At 46.9% G+C, this 17937-nt stretch carries 20 protein-coding genes; 9 read left to right on the forward strand and 11 right to left on the reverse strand.

What is annotated here, in order from left to right:
- Positions 1-206: 206 nt before the first annotated feature.
- Positions 207-824 carry an outer membrane protein gene (locus RGU72_RS11390; protein WP_322119838.1) on the forward strand — a complete coding sequence of 206 codons (618 nt, stop codon included), beginning with the start codon at positions 207-209 and terminating at the stop codon, positions 822-824.
- Between the two features lie 97 nt (positions 825-921).
- Entirely contained in the window at positions 922-1152 is a 231-nt protein-coding gene (locus RGU72_RS11395; RefSeq protein WP_322119839.1) for a hypothetical protein, read from the forward strand.
- Between the two features lie 126 nt (positions 1153-1278).
- Here RGU72_RS11395 and RGU72_RS11400 read toward each other — a convergent pair whose 3' ends face one another.
- The 4 genes from RGU72_RS11400 to ugpB all read right to left on the reverse strand — a co-directional run bounded on the left by RGU72_RS11400 (position 1279) and on the right by ugpB (position 5834).
- On the reverse strand, positions 1279-2358 hold the full coding sequence (locus RGU72_RS11400; protein WP_322119840.1) for a sn-glycerol-3-phosphate import ATP-binding protein UgpC: 1080 nt from the start codon (positions 2356-2358) through the stop codon (positions 1279-1281).
- Positions 2359-2476: 118 nt separating this feature from the next.
- Positions 2477-3328, reverse strand: a complete 852-nt coding sequence (gene ugpE / locus RGU72_RS11405) for a sn-glycerol-3-phosphate ABC transporter permease UgpE (protein WP_322119841.1) — start codon at positions 3326-3328, stop codon at positions 2477-2479.
- A 220-nt stretch (positions 3329-3548) separates the two neighbouring features.
- Complete coding sequence (gene ugpA / locus RGU72_RS11410; protein WP_322119842.1) at positions 3549-4433, reverse strand: sn-glycerol-3-phosphate ABC transporter permease UgpA; 885 nt, start codon at positions 4431-4433, stop codon at positions 3549-3551.
- 87 nt (positions 4434-4520) lie between these two features.
- On the reverse strand, positions 4521-5834 hold the full coding sequence (ugpB, locus tag RGU72_RS11415) for a sn-glycerol-3-phosphate ABC transporter substrate-binding protein UgpB (protein WP_322119843.1): 1314 nt from the start codon (positions 5832-5834) through the stop codon (positions 4521-4523).
- Positions 5835-6093: 259 nt separating this feature from the next.
- On the opposite strand from ugpB, the gene ubiA reads away from it, so the two are divergent.
- The 4 genes from ubiA to RGU72_RS11435 all read left to right on the forward strand — a co-directional run bounded on the left by ubiA (position 6094) and on the right by RGU72_RS11435 (position 8076).
- The gene (gene ubiA, locus RGU72_RS11420; RefSeq protein ID WP_322119844.1) at positions 6094-6960 is read left to right on the forward strand and encodes a 4-hydroxybenzoate octaprenyltransferase; all 867 of its coding nucleotides are present in this window, start codon (positions 6094-6096) and stop codon (positions 6958-6960) included.
- Between the two features lie 69 nt (positions 6961-7029).
- Entirely contained in the window at positions 7030-7338 is a 309-nt protein-coding gene (locus tag RGU72_RS11425; protein WP_322119845.1) for a DUF883 family protein, read from the forward strand.
- 4 nt (positions 7339-7342) lie between these two features.
- Positions 7343-7744 (forward strand): phage holin family protein, encoded by a 402-nt coding sequence (locus RGU72_RS11430; protein WP_322119846.1) that lies wholly within the window; start codon positions 7343-7345, stop codon positions 7742-7744.
- Positions 7745-7746: 2 nt separating this feature from the next.
- A complete protein-coding gene (locus tag RGU72_RS11435; protein ID WP_322119847.1) occupies positions 7747-8076 on the forward strand; it encodes a YqjK family protein in 330 nt (109 codons plus the stop codon).
- Between the two features lie 89 nt (positions 8077-8165).
- Here the strand turns inward: RGU72_RS11435 and proC are convergent, their stop codons facing one another.
- Positions 8166-9026: a pyrroline-5-carboxylate reductase gene (proC, locus tag RGU72_RS11440; protein ID WP_322119848.1), complete on the reverse strand. Its 861-nt coding sequence runs from the start codon at positions 9024-9026 to the stop codon at positions 8166-8168.
- Positions 9016-9720: a YggS family pyridoxal phosphate-dependent enzyme gene (locus RGU72_RS11445; RefSeq protein ID WP_322119849.1), complete on the reverse strand. Its 705-nt coding sequence runs from the start codon at positions 9718-9720 to the stop codon at positions 9016-9018. Before RGU72_RS11445 ends, proC begins: the two co-directional genes overlap by 11 nt.
- Before the next feature lie 207 nt (positions 9721-9927).
- On the opposite strand from RGU72_RS11445, the gene RGU72_RS11450 reads away from it, so the two are divergent.
- The 3 genes from RGU72_RS11450 (at position 9928) to RGU72_RS11460 (ending at position 12656) form a co-directional block, all read left to right on the forward strand.
- On the forward strand, positions 9928-10971 hold the full coding sequence (locus RGU72_RS11450) for a type IV pilus twitching motility protein PilT (RefSeq protein ID WP_322119850.1): 1044 nt from the start codon (positions 9928-9930) through the stop codon (positions 10969-10971).
- 69 nt (positions 10972-11040) lie between these two features.
- The gene (locus tag RGU72_RS11455) at positions 11041-12177 is read left to right on the forward strand and encodes a PilT/PilU family type 4a pilus ATPase (RefSeq protein ID WP_322119851.1); all 1137 of its coding nucleotides are present in this window, start codon (positions 11041-11043) and stop codon (positions 12175-12177) included.
- Entirely contained in the window at positions 12174-12656 is a 483-nt protein-coding gene (locus tag RGU72_RS11460; RefSeq protein WP_322119852.1) for a glutathione peroxidase, read from the forward strand. Before RGU72_RS11455 ends, RGU72_RS11460 begins: the two co-directional genes overlap by 4 nt.
- A 49-nt stretch (positions 12657-12705) precedes the next feature.
- Here the strand turns inward: RGU72_RS11460 and RGU72_RS11465 are convergent, their stop codons facing one another.
- The 5 genes from RGU72_RS11465 to RGU72_RS11485 all read right to left on the reverse strand — a co-directional run bounded on the left by RGU72_RS11465 (position 12706) and on the right by RGU72_RS11485 (position 17822).
- Positions 12706-13449: an LrgB family protein gene (locus tag RGU72_RS11465; RefSeq protein ID WP_322119853.1), complete on the reverse strand. Its 744-nt coding sequence runs from the start codon at positions 13447-13449 to the stop codon at positions 12706-12708.
- Positions 13446-13778 carry a CidA/LrgA family protein gene (locus RGU72_RS11470; protein ID WP_322119854.1) on the reverse strand — a complete coding sequence of 111 codons (333 nt, stop codon included), beginning with the start codon at positions 13776-13778 and terminating at the stop codon, positions 13446-13448. Before RGU72_RS11470 ends, RGU72_RS11465 begins: the two co-directional genes overlap by 4 nt.
- A 10-nt stretch (positions 13779-13788) precedes the next feature.
- Positions 13789-15045: a glycolate oxidase subunit GlcF gene (gene glcF, locus RGU72_RS11475; RefSeq protein WP_322119855.1), complete on the reverse strand. Its 1257-nt coding sequence runs from the start codon at positions 15043-15045 to the stop codon at positions 13789-13791.
- Between the two features lie 11 nt (positions 15046-15056).
- On the reverse strand, positions 15057-16121 hold the full coding sequence (gene glcE, locus RGU72_RS11480) for a glycolate oxidase subunit GlcE (RefSeq protein WP_322119856.1): 1065 nt from the start codon (positions 16119-16121) through the stop codon (positions 15057-15059).
- 153 nt (positions 16122-16274) lie between these two features.
- The gene (locus RGU72_RS11485) at positions 16275-17822 is read right to left on the reverse strand and encodes an FAD-linked oxidase C-terminal domain-containing protein (RefSeq protein ID WP_322119857.1); all 1548 of its coding nucleotides are present in this window, start codon (positions 17820-17822) and stop codon (positions 16275-16277) included.
- Positions 17823-17937 lie beyond the last annotated feature (115 nt).

A 17937-nucleotide genomic window follows, 5' to 3' on the forward strand; every position in this document is an offset into this window, starting at 1 on the left:
CGTACTTCGCATCTTCGCACAATTAGCTAGTACGTCAGGAAAATGTTTGCAACACTGCGCTCCGAGGTCAAGCATCACTGTTTTAAGAGAGTTTTAAGACAAACATCGCGAGACCTGCTTGGAGTAAGACCGACTGAGATGCGATAGCGAATATACCGATAGCAACTCAAGAGGAAACTTCTAAAAACTCATTTATCGAGGCAATCATGTTCAAAGCAAAATCCATTTTTTTCGCCAGCATCGCCAGCTTACTGTTAGGTACAGCCGCCACCAGCGCAATGGCCGCTGATGCAACCACAACAGAAGCAGGCGCTTATGCAGGTCTCAACATTGCAGCTCAAGCCAAATACGACCACGACTGCTTAGGCTCAGTTAGTTGCGATAACAAAGCAAGCTCCAGCGGTAAGATTTACGCTGGTTATATGGGAGCGCCATCTTTGTTTGAGGGCGTGAATGTGTCTCAAGGTGTTGAGCTGATGTATTACAAAGTAGGTAGCGCTACTGAAACCTTTTCTAGTCTGAGAAGATCAACCAGCACTAAGGGACTGGGAGCGTCTTATGTGTTGCAAGCCAACTTCAATGATTTTTCTGTAAATGGCCGTTTAGGTGTCGCTTATACCGACGACAAATCTAGTTCTACGAATTACCTCCTGCCTGTAGGTGCCGTGGAGTCCGACCAACATCGCTTTGCCCCATTGGTTGGTGTAGGTGCGCGTTACTCGCTCACTAAAAATATCAGCTTAAATGCCGACTACGATCGCCTCCAAAGTGACCACACAGGCGCGGTCAATATGTTCTCACTCGGCGTAGGTTACAAGTTCTAAATCTGCAGTCTTCATGAGTCATTAAAGATGTCATAGATGAGAGGTGGGCGACATCGCCAACCTCTCATCTGACGAGTAAAAATGGAGGAATCCTCAGATGAATACCGTGCCCAAATATTCTCTCGCTACCAGCGCTGTTGCCACTGTTGTTGCCATCGGTGTGTTGATCACAATCGCTTTTTTTTCTGGGATGGTAATAGGAGCGAAGCGACAAACTAGCCAGACCGGAATCCATCAAATACCCGGTGTGGACGCTGCCGCTGCTGCGATCATCAAAGACAAAAATATCGATGAAAAGCCGAAGCGTAAATTCGTAGTTTTGACTTAAGTTCTCAAACAAGTACCACATACTGAAGCTATCAATTTACGCTTAAATGATTAAGACTCACCGAATAAGTTTAATCAGTGATGCCAACTCAGTTAAGCCTAATAAGTTAAGCCTAATAAGTTAAGACTAACTCAGGCGCTGATTCGTTACTGGATCAAACCAATGCAGTACATCGGCGGTAAAACCTGCCGTCGTGCGCTGCCCCGCCTCTACCGGCGTCCCCGTCGGTGTACGAATCACCACCGCTTGTCCGGCACAATTGCCATGTACCAGCAAATCCGCGCCTAAGGATTCCACCAGTTCTACTTCTAGCGGCAAACCGGGCATGCCTATCAATAAATGCTCTGGACGTACACCCATGATCAGATCGTGATTGACGATCTGATCAGCAATTGACTTCAAGACTGGCAAATTGACACTGGCTTGACCGAATTGTATTTGCCGCCCATCCGCACTAACTTTGCCGCGCAATAAATTCATCGGTGGCGAGCCGATAAAACTAGCGACAAAGGTCGTTGCCGGTTTACTATAAACCTCGGCTGGCGTGCCGATCTGCTCTGCCTTGCCAGCATTCATCACTATCATGCGCTGCCCCAAAGTCATTGCTTCGACCTGATCATGCGTGACATATAAACTGGTTGTGCCTAAGGTACGATGGAGTTTTTGGATTTCTAAGCGCATCTGTACCCTTAGCTTGGCATCCAGATTGGATAAGGGTTCATCGAATAAAAAAACAGCTGGCTCACGCACAATTGCACGTCCCATAGCGACGCGCTGACGCTGGCCACCAGAGAGCTGGCGCGGCGTGCGTTGCAATAGCTCACCCAGCTCCAAAATCTTTGCTGCCTTTTGTACCCGCAACTCAATATCGTCTTTAGAAAACCGACGTATCTTCAAGCCATACGCCATGTTTTGGTACACCGTCATATGCGGATACAGGGCATAGTTTTGGAACACCATCGCGATATCTCTATCTTTGGGTTCAAGCTGATTAACGACGCGATCCCCAATCACTACCTCGCCAGAAGTAATCTCTTCTAAGCCGGCGACCATGCGCAATAAAGTCGATTTACCGCAGCCTGATGGGCCGACAATGACAATGAATTCGCCATCAGCAATATCCATCGACACACCATGAATCACATCAACGGCCTTATCAGCCTTGCCATAGGTTTTTTTGACAATCTTTAAATGGACTTGAGCCATGATGATTCTTTTATCCCGTTTTGAGAGAGTGTGGTGAATAGCAATCTTTGCTTTGCGTACAGACAGTCGGTGGCGCAGTCTTTAGCGGAGTTGCAGCTAAGTTGTAGCTGAATTGCGCTTACTTCTCAGAATCAACCAAGCCTTTGACAAACCATTTTTGCATGATCACGATCAGCAATCCCGGTGGCAACATCGCCAGCAATAAAGTCGCCATGACCAGATTCCATTCCACCGCAGCGTCGCCACCAGCGATCATCTGTTTAATACCAATACCGATCGGATACATACCTTGTTCGGTAGAGATTAACAAAGGCCATAAATATTGGTTCCAGCCATAAATAAACATGATGACAAAAAGTGCAATCACATTGGTGCGCGATAAGGGCCAGAGTACATCTTTAAAGAAACGTAATGGTCCGGCGCCGTCGATGCGCGCCGCCTCTGCCAACTCTTCAGGTACCGTCAGAAAGAATTGCCTGAACAAAAAAGTCGCCGTAGCAGAAGCGATTAAAGGGATCGTCAAACCAGCGTAAGAATTGAGCATGGATAAATCGGAGACGACTTTATAGGTAGGAGAAATCCTTACTTCTACCGGCAACATCAAGGTTACAAAAATCATCCAAAAAAACCAGGTTCTCCCAGGAAAACGAAAATACACCAGCGCAAATGCCGACAACATAGAGATAGCTATTTTTCCGATGGCAATCATCAGTGCAGATACCAGGCTCACCCACAACATTCTGGCCACCGGACTGGTAGAAACATTGCCGGACGCGCCGCTACTTAATACCGTAGAAAAATTCTGGACGAACTGATTACCGGGCAACAAAGACATCGGTGCCAGCGCGCTTTGTTCTGCGGTCTGGGTACTGGCAACTACGGCAATATAGATGGGAAAAGCCACAATCAGCACACCGATGATTAAAACCAGGTGACTGATGAAATCCAATATTGGACGACGCTCTATCATGGACTGACTTTCACTTAAGGGACTGCAATCAGATCGCGCTACATAGTTGACGCAAATCAGATTTACTTCAGTTGTAATTAAGGTTCACTTCAAGCATTGCAGAGGAATTTTTCATATACTCCCCCACTATTTCATGAAATATGGTTGATTGTCCAATGATTATATGGACAACTAAATATACTCACTGACAGTATGCTATTTATCCTGGCAAGTACAAAGCTTATGAATACTGTACTTTTTTCTCTACATATTTAAACTGGACGATCGTCAACACAATCACGATTGTCATCAAAATCACCGATTGTGCTGCCGCACTGCCGAGATCGCCGCCCTTAAAACCATCGTTAAAAACGCGGTAGACCAAGATTTCTGTCTCCTTACTCGGGCCGCCCTGGGTAGTCGCTTCGACAATCGCAAAGGTATCAAAAAACGCGTAGACAATATTCACGACCAGCAGAAAAAATGAGGTCGGTGATAGTAAAGGAAAGACAATCGTGGTGAAACGTTTTACCGGTCCTGCACCGTCAATTGCCGCTGCTTCAATCAAAGATTTGGGGATCGATTGCAGCCCCGCCAGAAAAAATAAAAAGTTATAACTAATCTGCTTCCAGACTGCGGCTAACACAATCAAAATCATCGCGTGTTGCCCGTTCAGCAAACTATTCCACTCAATACCAACATGCCGCAAAGCATGGGCAACAATACCTAAAGTCGGGTTCAGTAAAAACATCCATAACACGCCGACGACTACAGGTGACACAGCATACGGCCAGATCAAAAAAGTTTTGTAAATCGCAGCACCTTTGACAACCCGGTCTGCGAATACCGCGAAGACTAAGGAGATACTTAAACCGGAAACGGCGACCAGAACCGAGAACAGTGCGGTAGTTTTGAAAGACTCTAAATAACTAGGATCAGCAAACAGCGTCTTAAAATTATCCAGCCAGACAAATTGAGTGGACATGCCGAATGCATCTTGCAGCAATACCGATTGATATAAAGCTTGTACCGCAGGCCAGAAAAAAAACAGTAACGTCACAATAATTTGTGGCGCTACCAATGCGTAAGGCAGCCATGCAGAGCGGAATCGGGCGCGTTTTTCCAAGATCAGCCTATAAGTAAAATCAATTTCTAGAATGCATCAAATTGCTAGTGATCTACGATCTAAGATCTGTGACCATCGATCACTCATTTATTTATTGGCCTTCTCAAACCGCTCTAACAACTCATTGCCGCGTGCGACGGCATTATCTAAGGCTTCTTTTGCCGTCTTTTTCCCACTCCAGACGGATTCCAATTCCTCATCCATGATGGTGCGTATCTGCACAAAGTTACCTAATCGAATTCCACGTGACTTGTCTGTGGTTTTTACTATCATCTGTTGCACGGCGATATTCGGGCCGGGATTTTTATCGTAGAAACCAGACTTCTTCGTCAGCTCATAAGCGGCGTTGGTGATGGGCAGGTAACCCGTTTCCTGATGCCATTTCGCTTGCACTTCTGGCTGCGATAAAAATTTATAGAACTTAGCAACTGCTTTGTATTCATCAATTTTTTTACCGCTCATCGTCCATAAAGACGCGCCACCAATAATGGTATTTTGCGGCGCACCCGCAGCATCTGAATAGTAAGGGAGTGGCGCTACCGCAAATTTGAATTTCGCATTTTTTACCACGTTGCCATATGCCGAACTGGATGAGGTCAGCATGCCACACTCACCTGAATAGAACTTCGCTTCCGGTTCGTTCTTACGACCAGCGTAAGTAAAGTAGCCTTGCTTGGCCCAGTTCGCCATATTCTCAATATGCTTGACCTGTAACGGACCATTAAATTTTAGCCTGGCATCCAGTCCACCGAAACCATTACCTTTGGAAGCAAACTCAACGTTATGCCAGGCAGAAAAACTTTCCAGATGTACCCAAGTTTGCCAGCCCGTGGTGAAACCACATTTTTCGCCATTTGCTTTTAAACGGGCGGCAGCGGCAACTACCTCTTGCCAGGTCGCAGGGGCTTTATTGGGATCCATCCCTGCTTTGGCGAACATGTCTTTGTTGTAGTAAAAAACTGTCGTCGAACTATTGAAAGGGAAAGACACCATCTCACCTTTTGGTGTGGTGTAGTAACCGGCAACCGCTGGTATATACACAGAAGAGTCAAATTGCTCCCCAGCTAATTTCATGACCTCAGTCACCGGCTTGATCGCACCTTTGGAATACATCATGGTAGCGGTGCCGACTTCAAATACTTGCAAAATATTCGGTGCGTTGCCCGCGCGATATGCAGCAATCGCAGCGGCCATCGCCTCATCGTAGCTACCTTTGTAGACTGGCACGACTTTATAATCGGACTGGCTTTTATTGAATTGCTCCGAAAGCGCATTAACCCGATCACCCAGAGCGCCGGTCATCGAATGCCACCAGCTAATTTCAGTCAGCGCGTGAGCAGAATTGGATATTGTCCCCATAGCGAGCATGGCGAGAACAATGGATGTGAATTTAATTTTCATCATTGTCTTTCTTTTTAATTTTTTTAAAAATCTGGAGCCAGCTTTGTAAGCAAGTGAACTCCGGATTTGTCTCAGATTGTCTCAAATCTTTTCTTTAGTCAGTTGCCTTCATTCTATGACCGGAATGTGACAGCCGTACTACGATAGCATTATCATCCATCGCGTGCGCAGATAGCACTTATAATTCTGCCATCAAACGAAATAAATCATCTATCCATCAAATGCCAATTTTTTTGTTGGTTACCCCAAATCCAATTTTATGCGCCTGCTTTCAAATCGAGTTTTACTGTACATCCAATTAGTTCGCCTGGATAAACCTATCGGTATTTTGCTATTGCTTTGGCCAACCTTAATCGCCTTGTGGATCGCCTCCAATGGCAAACCCCATTGGCAACTGGTATTGATATTTAGTCTAGGTACCACTCTGATGCGCTCTGCTGGCTGCGCGATCAATGACTTTGCGGACAGGGATTTTGATAAGCATGTCAAACGTACTGCCGAACGACCAATCACTAGCGGGAAAATTGCCTCATGGGAGGCGATAGTGATTGCCGTGACACTCGCATTACTCTCGTTTTTATTGATATTGCCGTTAAACACGCTGACTAAACAATTGTCTGTAGTAGCGGTATTAATCGCTGGCAGTTATCCTTATTTCAAGCGCTTCTTTGCCATTCCTCAAGCGTATTTAGGAATCGCCTTTGGGTTTGGAATACCAATGGCATTTGCAGCGATACAAAATACCGTACCTGTGACTGCCTGGATTTTATTATTGGCGAATATTTTTTGGGCTGTCGCTTACGATACAGAATATGCGATGGTCGATAGAGATGATGATCTGAGAATAGGCATCCGCACTTCTGCCATTACCTTTGGCCGGTTTGACGTGCTGGCGGTGATGCTGTGCTATTGCCTGAGTTTTTTACTCATATTATGGGTAGGCTGGCAGCAAGGTTTGGGTGCTTGGTTTGTCGCGGGTATGGCGCTGGCAGTGGCATGTGCCCTTCACCATTACACTCTGATACGCCGACGAGAAAGACTGGCTTGTTTTAAGGCGTTTCGTCACAATAACTGGTTAGGCGCTGCTATTTTTGCTGGTGTCGCACTCGACTATGCACTACAGTGAAAGCTGTATTAGTTAGTTTATGCAGGCTTTACTTGTTTTTCAATTTCACTACTTTTGAGAGGAAATATCATGAGCTCGGCTGAACAGCACAAAGAAAAATTGATGCATGACCTGACCCAGGTTATTAAAGACGCGGAGGAATTATTGAAAAATTCTGAGCAGCAAGGAAGCGCTGGTTTCCAGTCTGCTAAAGCCAAAATTGAACATACAATCAAAAACGCGAAAGCAGAAATTGAGCGTATCGAAGATCTGGTCGTCACCAAAGCAAAAGACGCGGCATACGCGACAGACGTCTATGTCAAAGATAATCCGTGGCAGTCAGCAGGTATTGCTGCCGGCGTTGGTTTGTTAATTGGTCTATTGATCTCGCGTAAGTAAGGCTATGGCGATCACTGATTCCATCGCGCGGCTATCAGCCAATGTCATCGGCATTCTATACACACGGCTAGAATTGATTTCAGTAGAAGTGGAAGAAGAGCTAACGCGCTTTTCTTCCTATTTGCTGTGGTCACTGGTTGCATTATTTTGTGCAGGGATCGCTGTTTTATTGCTGATTTTATTGCTGATTGCGTCGTTCTGGGACAGCTATCGCCTAACCGTTTTACTATCTTTATTGGGCATATTTTCAGGCACGGCGATTGGACTTGGCTGGTGGTTAAAAACCACACTGAGTAATAGACCCCGCTTGCTGGCAGATACCTTAGCCGAGCTGCGTAAGGATGTGTCTGCGCTGCAAGGACACCAGGCGGACAATAGGGATGCAAACAAGGCAGGTGATCAATAATTATGGCATCCGCAGCCAACCTTTTAACTCAACGACGATTAGCTTTGCTGGCTAAAACTCAAGTCCAGCGCGAGCTTTTGATTGCGGACAGTCGCCAATTTAAACAATCGCTGCAATTTCTTGAGTTGGTATTTCAGGCTGGTCAAACAATCAAGCGACATCCATTGATAAGTTTAGGTTTAACTGCTGCGACGTTATTGATTAAGCCTAAGCGCATCTGGTCGCTATTAAAAACCGGGCTTATGGCTTGGGAAATCTGGCAAGGCATTGCACCGACGGTGATTTCAAAATTTAAGCCAAACTCTGCGTCAAAAACCGCTGACGGGCAATAAACTATCAGCTCGTTTGTATTGAATTGATGAATGCTTGAATTTGTTTACTGATGGAAAATTCACTCCCATTCAATGCGGTTCACTGCAGTTCACTCCGCCCCCAGCTCATCTCCTAACTCTTTACCACGCGCTGCGGCTGCTTTTACGGCATCTATAATTGCCGCCTTCACACCACTGTTTTCCATGCTGGATAAAGCAGCGTACGTTGTACCGCCTTTGGAGGTCACGCGTTCGCGCAATACCGAGACTGGCTCATCGGAATTAAGCGCTAATAGTGCCGCCCCCTCAAAGGTGGAGATTGCCAATTGCGTTGCTTGCACACTAGTCAGTCCTAGATCGACCCCCGCTTGTTGCATCGCCTCAATAAAATAAAACACATAAGCAGGGCCACTACCAGACATCGCAGTGACGGCATCAATTAAGGGTTCCTGATCCAGCCAAATAGTAGAGCCGACTGCACTCATAATGTCTTCTGCCGCCTGCTTTTGCTCGTCAGACACGCCAGCAGTTGCAAATAACCCGGTAATTCCTTTGCCGATCAGTGCAGGGGTATTGGGCATACTACGCACGATTTTTGGATAATCGTTAAGCCAGCGTGCCAAATCGCTAGAACGGATTCCAGCCGCGATTGACAAGACTAATTGTCCCGACAGATGCGGCGCGAGAGCAGCTGCGACCTCACGTAATTGTTGTGGCTTAACCGACAAAATGATGACATCCGTTTGCTCAATCAGCTCACTGGCATCACCAATGGCACCAATAGCACGGCCAGCCTCAAGAGATAATCCTGTCGTTACACCGAACCTCGCTGACAATTTGTCTAAGGACGCCTGATGAGTATCAATCACATGCACATTTGCGGGAGTAGTCAAATCAGGTAACAAGCCGCCAATTAAAGCGGTTGCCATATTGCCGCCGCCAATAAAGATCATTTTTAATTTATTTTGCATAATTTCTATTCCCAAAAATAGCTGATCCTATCCGCACCATGGTGCTACCTTCGGCGATTGCGGCATGCATATCTGCACTCATCCCGATGGAGAGGGTATCTAACATCAGACCATATGTGTTCAGTTGGTCTTGCAGCATGCGCAATTGCAAAAAAGGCTGTCTTTGCTGTTCTACAGTGGTCGCCGGCTCTGGGACTGCCATCAGGCCACGCAACCGTAGTCTAGGCAATTGAGCGATATGTAAAGCCAGCGCCAGAGCCTGTTCTGGCAACACGCCACTTTTACTCGCCTCCCCGCTGATATTCACTTGCAGACAGATATTTAAATCCGGCATGCTTACGGGACGTTGCTCGGACAGTCGTGTAGCAATTTTTTCTCTGTCCACAGAATGAACCCAAGCAAACGACTCTGCGATCTGACGGGTTTTATTACTTTGGATTGGCCCAATAAAATGCCATTCAAGCAATAAATCTGGAGCAAGTTTGCGTACCGTTTCAATTTTATCTATCGCTTCTTGTACGTAATTCTCACCAAATGCATGCTGATCAGCATGCGCCGCTTCAATCACTGCGTCGGCAGCAAAAGTTTTAGATACCGCTAATAGTGTGATCTGTTGTGGATCGCGACCAGCGGAAGTTGCCACCGCCGCCAAATCAGCACGCACGGCTTGCAAGTTATCAGATATTAAGGACATAATCGGGATACATGATTTTGCAACGAAAATAGCACTTTTCTGATTGTTCAGTGCTATCGTTATTGCGATTGTTTAGATGATTAGGATTAAGCTTAGTTAATGCATAAAACCATCAGCATAATCGAGATAGTCGCACTACATTTCCACTTACAGCATCAATCCAGTCACACCGCAGTCTCACTGCACATTTCATTATCGGAATTATAAATGGACATTTCAGAACTGCTGGCATTCTCGGTTAAGAATAACGCATCCGATTTGCATCTATCCTCAGGCTTACCGCCAATGATACGTGTGCATGGCGATGTCAGGCGTATTAATTTGCCGCCACTAGATCATAAAGATGTTCACGGTTTGATCTATGACATCATGAATGACTCACAGCGCAAGATGTATGAAGAAACATTGGAATGTGATTTTTCTTTTTCTATCCCAGGTCTGGCGCGCTTCCGGGTTAATGCATTTAATCAAGAACGTGGCGCAGCGGCAGTGATGCGTACTATTCCATCCAAAATTCTAAGTCTGGAACAGTTAAATACACCACGTATTTTTACAGAGTTATCTCTAAAGCCACGTGGTTTAGTCTTGGTCACAGGCCCAACCGGGTCCGGCAAATCAACGACGCTGGCGGCAATGGTGAATCATGTCAACGAAAATGAGTACGGTCATATTCTGACAGTAGAAGATCCTATTGAATTTGTGCATGAATCAAAAAAATGTCTGATTAATCAACGTGAGGTCGGACCGCATACAAAATCATTTACCAACGCCTTGCGCTCTGCTTTGCGTGAAGATCCTGACGTGATTCTGGTCGGTGAGTTGCGCGATCTGGAAACTATCCGTTTGGCGCTGACTGCTGCTGAAACCGGTCACTTAGTATTTGGAACCCTGCATACATCCTCCGCGGCCAAAACGATTGATCGTATTGTTGACGTTTTTCCGGCGGAAGAAAAAGAGATGGTACGTTCTATGTTGTCGGAATCGCTGCAAGCCGTGATCTCGCAAACTTTGCTGAAAACCAAAGATGGTTCTGGTCGCGTAGCAGCACATGAGATTATGCTAGGAACACCTGCCATTCGTAATTTAATACGCGAAGCAAAAATTGCACAAATGTATTCTGCTATACAAACTGGTAGCAATATGGGTATGCAAACATTGGATCAGAATCTGACCGATCTGGTAAAGCGTAATGTTATCTCCATAGCGACCGCACGCTCAGCAGCTAAAATACCGGATAATTTCCCAGGTTAATCTTGGCAAAGTCAGACAAACCCAAAACCGTCACCAGATTAAACCCGTATTCTTAAGGATGTACTCAAGATGGAACGCGACCAGGCCACCAAATTCATGCATGACTTGTTAAGGCTAATGCTAAGCAAGAATGGCTCGGATTTATTTATCACAGCAGAATTTCCACCCGCCTTTAAAATCGATGGCAAAGTAACGCCGGTTTCAAATCAGCCGCTGACCTCAGCCCACACGGTTGATTTAGCACGCTCGATCATGAACGATAAGCAAGCTGCCGAATTTGAATCCACCAAAGAATGTAATTTTGCGATTAATCCGGCAGGCATGGGTCGTTTTCGCGTTTCTGCTTTTATGCAACAAGGTCGTGTTGGCTTGGTTTTACGTACGATCACGACAGCAATTCCGAAGTTAGAAGACTTAGGTTTGCCGGAACATCTTAAAGATGTGGCGATGACCAAACGTGGTTTGGTCATCATGGTTGGTGCGACTGGCTCAGGTAAATCAACTTCGCTGGCGGCCATGCTGGGGCACCGCAATGCGAACAGCTTCGGCCACATCATCACCATTGAAGACCCGATTGAATATGTGCACCCGCATGGCAATTGTATTGTGACGCAGCGGGAGATTGGTATCGATACAGAGGACTGGGGTGCAGCTCTGAAGAATTCATTACGTCAAGCGCCAGACGTGATACAGATCGGTGAGATCCGTGACCGCGAGACCATGGATTTTGCAATCGCTTTTGCAGAAACAGGACATCTTTGTCTTGCCACTCTGCATGCCAATAGCTCTAATCAAGCACTAGACCGTATCATCAACTTCTTCCCCGAAGAACGTCGTGCGCAGTTGCTAATGGATTTGTCCTTAAACTTAAAAGCAGTAATCTCACAGCGCCTTATCCCATTGCGAGGAAAAAAAGGCCGTGTTGCCGCAATCGAAATCATGCTGAACTCACCGCTGGTTTCTGATCTGATCTTCAAAGGCAATGTCCACGAAATTAAAGAAATCATGAAAAAATCTCGTGAACTTGGCATGCAAACCTTTGATCAATCTCTGTTTGATTTACATGAGGCAGATTTGATTACGTATGAAGATGCTTTGCGCAATGCTGATTCAGTCAACGAACTGCGTCTCGCTATTATGTTGAGAGGTAAAGAATCGAAAGACCGTGATTTAAGTGCAGGAACCTCACATTTAGGAATCGTATGAACGTACTCGACTTTAATGCAGATAATCTGCAAGGCCAACCCGTTGATTTAAAACAGTATGCAGGAAAAGTTTTGCTTATTGTGAATACTGCCAGCAATTGCGGCTTTACTCCGCAGTACAAAGGCTTGGAAGCGGTATACCAGCAATTTAGAGATAAAGGCGTAGAAGTCTTAGGTTTTCCATGTAACCAGTTTGGTCATCAAGAGCCTGGCACAGCGGATGAGATTGGTTCATTTTGTGAAAAAAATTATGGCGTGACTTTTCCGCTTTTTGCCAAAATTGATGTAAACGGCAAAGATACTCATCCGCTATATCAATTCCTGAAATCGAAAGCACCGGGCTTGCTGGGTAGTGAAGCGATCAAATGGAATTTCACAAAATTTCTGATCAAAAAAGACGGCACAGTATTCAACCGATATGCGCCGCTGACAACGCCTGCCGAACTGGTGGCGGATATAGAAAAACTGCTAGCGGAATAAGCGACACAAGTGACGCAAGTAGAGCTAACGTCGCAGGTAAAACAGCAGATCAGGTTAGTTTGGCGAGATGCAATGCAAAAGGCAAAATCAATGCAGTAAGTAGCCCGGAAATGCCCATCGCCAAACCAGCAAATGCACCCATTTGTTCACTCACCTGAAACGCTCTGGCAGTACCGATCCCGTGCGCACTCACGCCGAGTGCGAATCCTCTGATGCTCTCGTCCTTAATCTTTAGTAGGTTAAGTAAACTACGCGCCATCGTCGCCCCCAGAATGCCGGTCGTCATCACCAATACGGCGGTTAGCGAGGGCAAACCACCGACTTTTTCTGCAATCCCCATCGCGATTGCCATCGTCACCGATTTGGGTGCAATAGACAGTATCGTTACTGCTGACGCACCCAATAACCAGGCTATGCACATCGCGCTGGCAATCGCAGCCGCACTCCCCAGCAAAGCACCCGCGAGGAAAGCAAACCAGTCACGCTTGAGCTTACCCAACTGCTGATACAAAGGAATCGCTAACGCGACAGTCGCTGGCCCCAGCAAAAAATGAACAAACTGAGCGCCGTTAAAATACGTCTTATAGGGTGTATGAGTCAGCGTCAGCAATGACACCAATAAAATAACCGCAATCGCAACGGGATTAGCCAGCGGATTGAACTTTGCTTTTTCATACAATTTATACGCAACTTGGTAAGCCAATAGCGTGGCAGTCAACCCTAATAACGGGGACGCTGCGAGATATACCCACAGATTGCTGAAGTCACTAAAATCATTAAAGTGAATACTCATTTTTGCAACCAGCGCACGACCACTGCCGTCACAACAATTGAGAGAGCGGTGCTAATCAGCAGAGCTAAGACTAGTGGAAACCATTCATCTAATACCCGCTGACCGTACACCATAATGCCAACCCCGGCAGGGATAAATAATAGAGAAAGATGACGTAAGAATTCCTGAACCGTAGGTGCGAGTTTTTGTGCCAAATCTTTTTTTAATAACAGGAAAAAGAATAGCAGCAACATACCAACCACCGGCCCCGGTATTGGTAGCGCAGTCACATATACAACGCCTTCGCCTAAACACTGAAAAATCAGCAAAATAGTGAAGGTCTGTATCATAATTATTCGCTTACTTAATTTCGCTTAAAGTGTCGCTTAAAGTTTCGCTTAAAGCGCTATCCAGCAATTCGACCCAATGCCGCACTGGTGTACTGGTACCGGATTGCAAATGCGTGAGGCAGCCAATATTGGCCGACAAAATGACCTCGGCACCCGTCGCCTGTAAATTGCGTAATTTATTGTCACGCAACTGATACGACAATTCTGGCTGCAATACGGAATAAGTCCCGGCAGAGCCACAGCATAAGTGGCTATCTGCACATAGCTTTACATCCACTCCGGCGCTGCGTAACAAACCTTCTACCTTGCCCCGAATTTGCTGGCCATGTTGCAAAGTACAAGGCGGATGCCAGACAATACGTTGAGTGATTCTGCCTTGAAGTTTGCGTGCCAGTTCAATTTCAAATTCTGGCAGAATTTCACTTAAGTCTCGGGTGATTGCAGAAATACGTTGTGCTTTTTCTGCATAAGCCTTGTCATGAGCAAGTAAATGTCCGTAATCCTTTACGGTGACGCCACAACCTGATGCCGTCATCACAATGGCTTCTGCGCCCTGCTCTACATAAGTCCACCATGCATCAATATTGCGACGCATATCGTCCAAACCACCATCCTGATCGTTGAGGTGAAAACGAATGGCACCGCAGCAGCCAGCCTTAGCTGCGACGATCAGCTGGACGCCTAATGCATCCAGTACTCGGGCAGTGGCGGCGTTGATATTCGGAGACATCGCCGGTTGCACACATCCATCCAGCAGCAGCATCTTGCGCACATGTTGCGTTTGCGGCCAGTTGCCTGAAGCTTGCGCAACAGGCACTTTATTCTGTAAGGCTTTAGGTAATACAGGACGTAGCGCCTGTCCCAACTTCATCGCTGGATTAAAAATAGATTGTCGCGGCAGTATCTGCTTGAGCGCGGCGCGCATTAAGCGTTGCGCCATTGGTCGTGGGACTTGGTCTTCAACCACCTTGCGACCAATGTCGATCAGCCGGCCGTATTGCACACCAGATGGACAAGTCGATTCACAATTGCGACAGGTTAAACAGCGATCCAGATGCTGCTGGGTTTTTACCGTAGCGGGCTTACCTTCCAATACTTGCTTAATCAGATAAATGCGTCCGCGCGGACCATCTAATTCGTCTCCCAGCAATTGATAAGTGGGGCAAGTAGCGGTACAAAAACCGCAGTGAACGCACTTGCGCAAAATCTCTTCGGCTTCCTGGCCTTCGCGAGTGTTCTTGATAAAATCAGCGAGATTAGTTTGCATAGTTTTTCTAATTACAGATCAAGGTACATGCGTCCGGGATTAAATATCCCCGCCGGATCAAACGCCGCTTTTAAATTGCGATGAATTTTGGCAACCGCAGGCGCTAATGGCGCAAACACGCCAACCGACTTGTCACCAGCGCGGAATAAGCTCGCATGACCACCAGCGCGACTGGCAGTATCGCGTATGTGCTGCGGGTTTTCGTCGGTGAATAACCAGCGTTGCGCACCACCCCACTCGATCATGGATTTGCCTGTCAACTGCGCCGGTGCTGCACTACTTGGGAAAGACAAGCGCCATAATCCATGTTCATCATCCTGTGCAAAAAATTTATGTGTCTGCTCCCGTAAAGAATGCCAGTAGCTTGCCGCGTCCTTAACCTCTTCACCACCAAGCTGTTTTTTAGCGGAACGTATCGCCGCTTCAGCACCAGACAAACGTAACATCAGGCGACCAACATGCCATGCGCTGGCGGAAATGGGCAAGGCCTGTCCTCCCCATTGATTTAGTCTAGTCAGTGCTTCGGCTTCTGACAAAGCAAATACCAGCGTGGTCTCGGCAAACGGTTTAGGTAATACCTTAATCGAGATATCGGTAATCAAACCCAAGGTTCCCATCGACCCCGCCAGTAACCGTGAGACGTCATAGCCAGCGACATTCTTCATCACCTGACCACCAAAATGCAGTAATTCGCCACGACCATCCATCAGGTTGGCACCCAACACAAAATCCCTTACCGCACCGACCGTCGCCCGCCGCGGACCGGATAAACCCGCAGCAAGCATACCACCCAAGGTCGCATGCTGATTGAAGCGTGGCGGCTCGAATGCCAGCATTTGATGATGCTGATCCAGAGCTGCTTCGATCTGCGCCAGCGGGGTACCGCAACGCGCCGTGATGACCAGCTCAGTTGGTTCATAGGCTACGATGCCAGTGTAAGCACGGGTGTCAAGCAACTCGCCGACGCTTTGCTGACCATACCAGCTTTTACTCGCGCCGCCCTGAATGCGTAGCGCGGTCTTCTGCGCAGATGCAGTCTGGATTCGTTCACGAAAGTCTTGTAGAATATTTTCCATATCAGCAATATTGATTCGTCGTGTTTTTCATGTTTATCTTGTTGCTTATATAAATGCCGGACTTTCTAGAAAATAATTTCCAAAATCAATCGTCCGTATATCCTGCGGCTCTCCAGCCATTTTCGTGCCAGAAGCCGCAGAGCATATGGACATCTAAAATCGAGGCAAATCTGGGAACTTCAATTGTCCGCGTTTGACATGCATACGCCCGTACTCAGCACAGCGACGCAAAGTCGGAATTGCTTTATCCGGGTTGAGCAAAAATGCGGTGTCAAACGAGCGCTTTACCGCACGGAAGGCATCTAACTCTGCAGCAGAAAACTGCACGCACATCGAGTTAATTTTTTCTATGCCTACTCCATGCTCACCAGTAATCGTGCCGCCGACTTCTACACATAATTCCAGTATCTCCGCACCGAATAATTCAGCCTGATGAAACTCCCCTTCCTTGTTCGAGTCGAACAAAATCAAAGGATGCAAATTACCATCGCCAGCATGGAATACGTTAGCGCAACGCAAGCCATATTTTTGTTCCATAGCTGCAATGCCGAGTAATACCTGGGACAGATTTTTGCGTGGAATCGTGCCATCCATACAGTAATAATCAGGAGAAATCCGGCCAGCAGCAGGGAAGGCATTTTTACGACCCGACCAGAACTTAAGCCGCTCTGCTTCGCTTTGAGAGACAGCGATAGCGGTAGCACCTGCGTTTTCCAGCACTTCGCACATGCGCTGGATCTCTTCTTCTACTTCATCATCGGTGCCATCGGATTCGCATAATAAAATCGCCTCGGCATCGACGTCGTAACCTGCTTTTACAAACGGCTCTACCATGCGTGATGAGGTCTTATCCATCATCTCTAATCCGGCCGGAATAATGCCTGCGGCAATCACATTCGCGACGGCGTTACCGCCTTTCACCACGTCATCAAACGAGGCCATGATGACGCGCGCGGCTTGTGGCTTAGGAACTAATTTGACAGTTACCTCGGTGACAACACCGAGCATGCCTTCTGAACCAATGAATACAGCGAGAAGGTCAAGCCCTGGGGCGTCTAATGACTCGCCACCCAATTCAATTACCTCACCATCAATGGTGATAGCGCGAACGCGTAAAACATTGTGAACGGTCAAGCCGTACTTGAGACAATGTACACCGCCAGAATTTTCGGCAACGTTACCACCTATCGTGCAGGCGATTTGGGAAGATGGATCGGGTGCGTAATACAAGCCTAAAGTAGATACGGCTTCTGAGATGGCAAGATTGCGTACGCCAGGCTGGACAATAGCCGTGCGCGAATAGGCATCCACCTTGATAATTTTGTTTAGTCTGGCGGTAGATAATACAACGCCATCGACGATAGGCATCGCGCCACCGGATAAGCCAGTACCGGCACCGCGCGGTACGATAGGGACGTTGAGTTCGCGGCAAATATTTACGACGGCAATCACTTGCTGCTCATTTTCAGGCAAGCTGACGACCATAGGTAATTGACGATAAGCCGCTAAGCCATCGCACTCATACGGTCGGGTATCTTCTTCCTGATATAGCACGCTGCGCTCTGGTAATACCTTTAGCAATGCAGCGACCACCGCACGCTGGCGCTGCTGATGCGCCTGGGTTGATTGCGATGCTACTTGCGGCAGTGTTTGTGGCAGTATTTGTTTTGGCTGCACGTCATCAATTGCTGTCTGCGTCATAGTGGCTCCCTTTTAACGACTCGCTTTTAGCGATGACCTTTTGGTGATTCTGTTTTTCATTTAGTGTAATCAAACTCGTCTTTGTTGTGATGAATTGTTGCAAAGCGCTGCGCTG

Source organism: Undibacterium sp. 5I1 (assembly GCF_034314085.1).
In the GTDB taxonomy this organism is placed as follows: Bacteria; Pseudomonadota; Gammaproteobacteria; order Burkholderiales; family Burkholderiaceae_D; genus Undibacterium.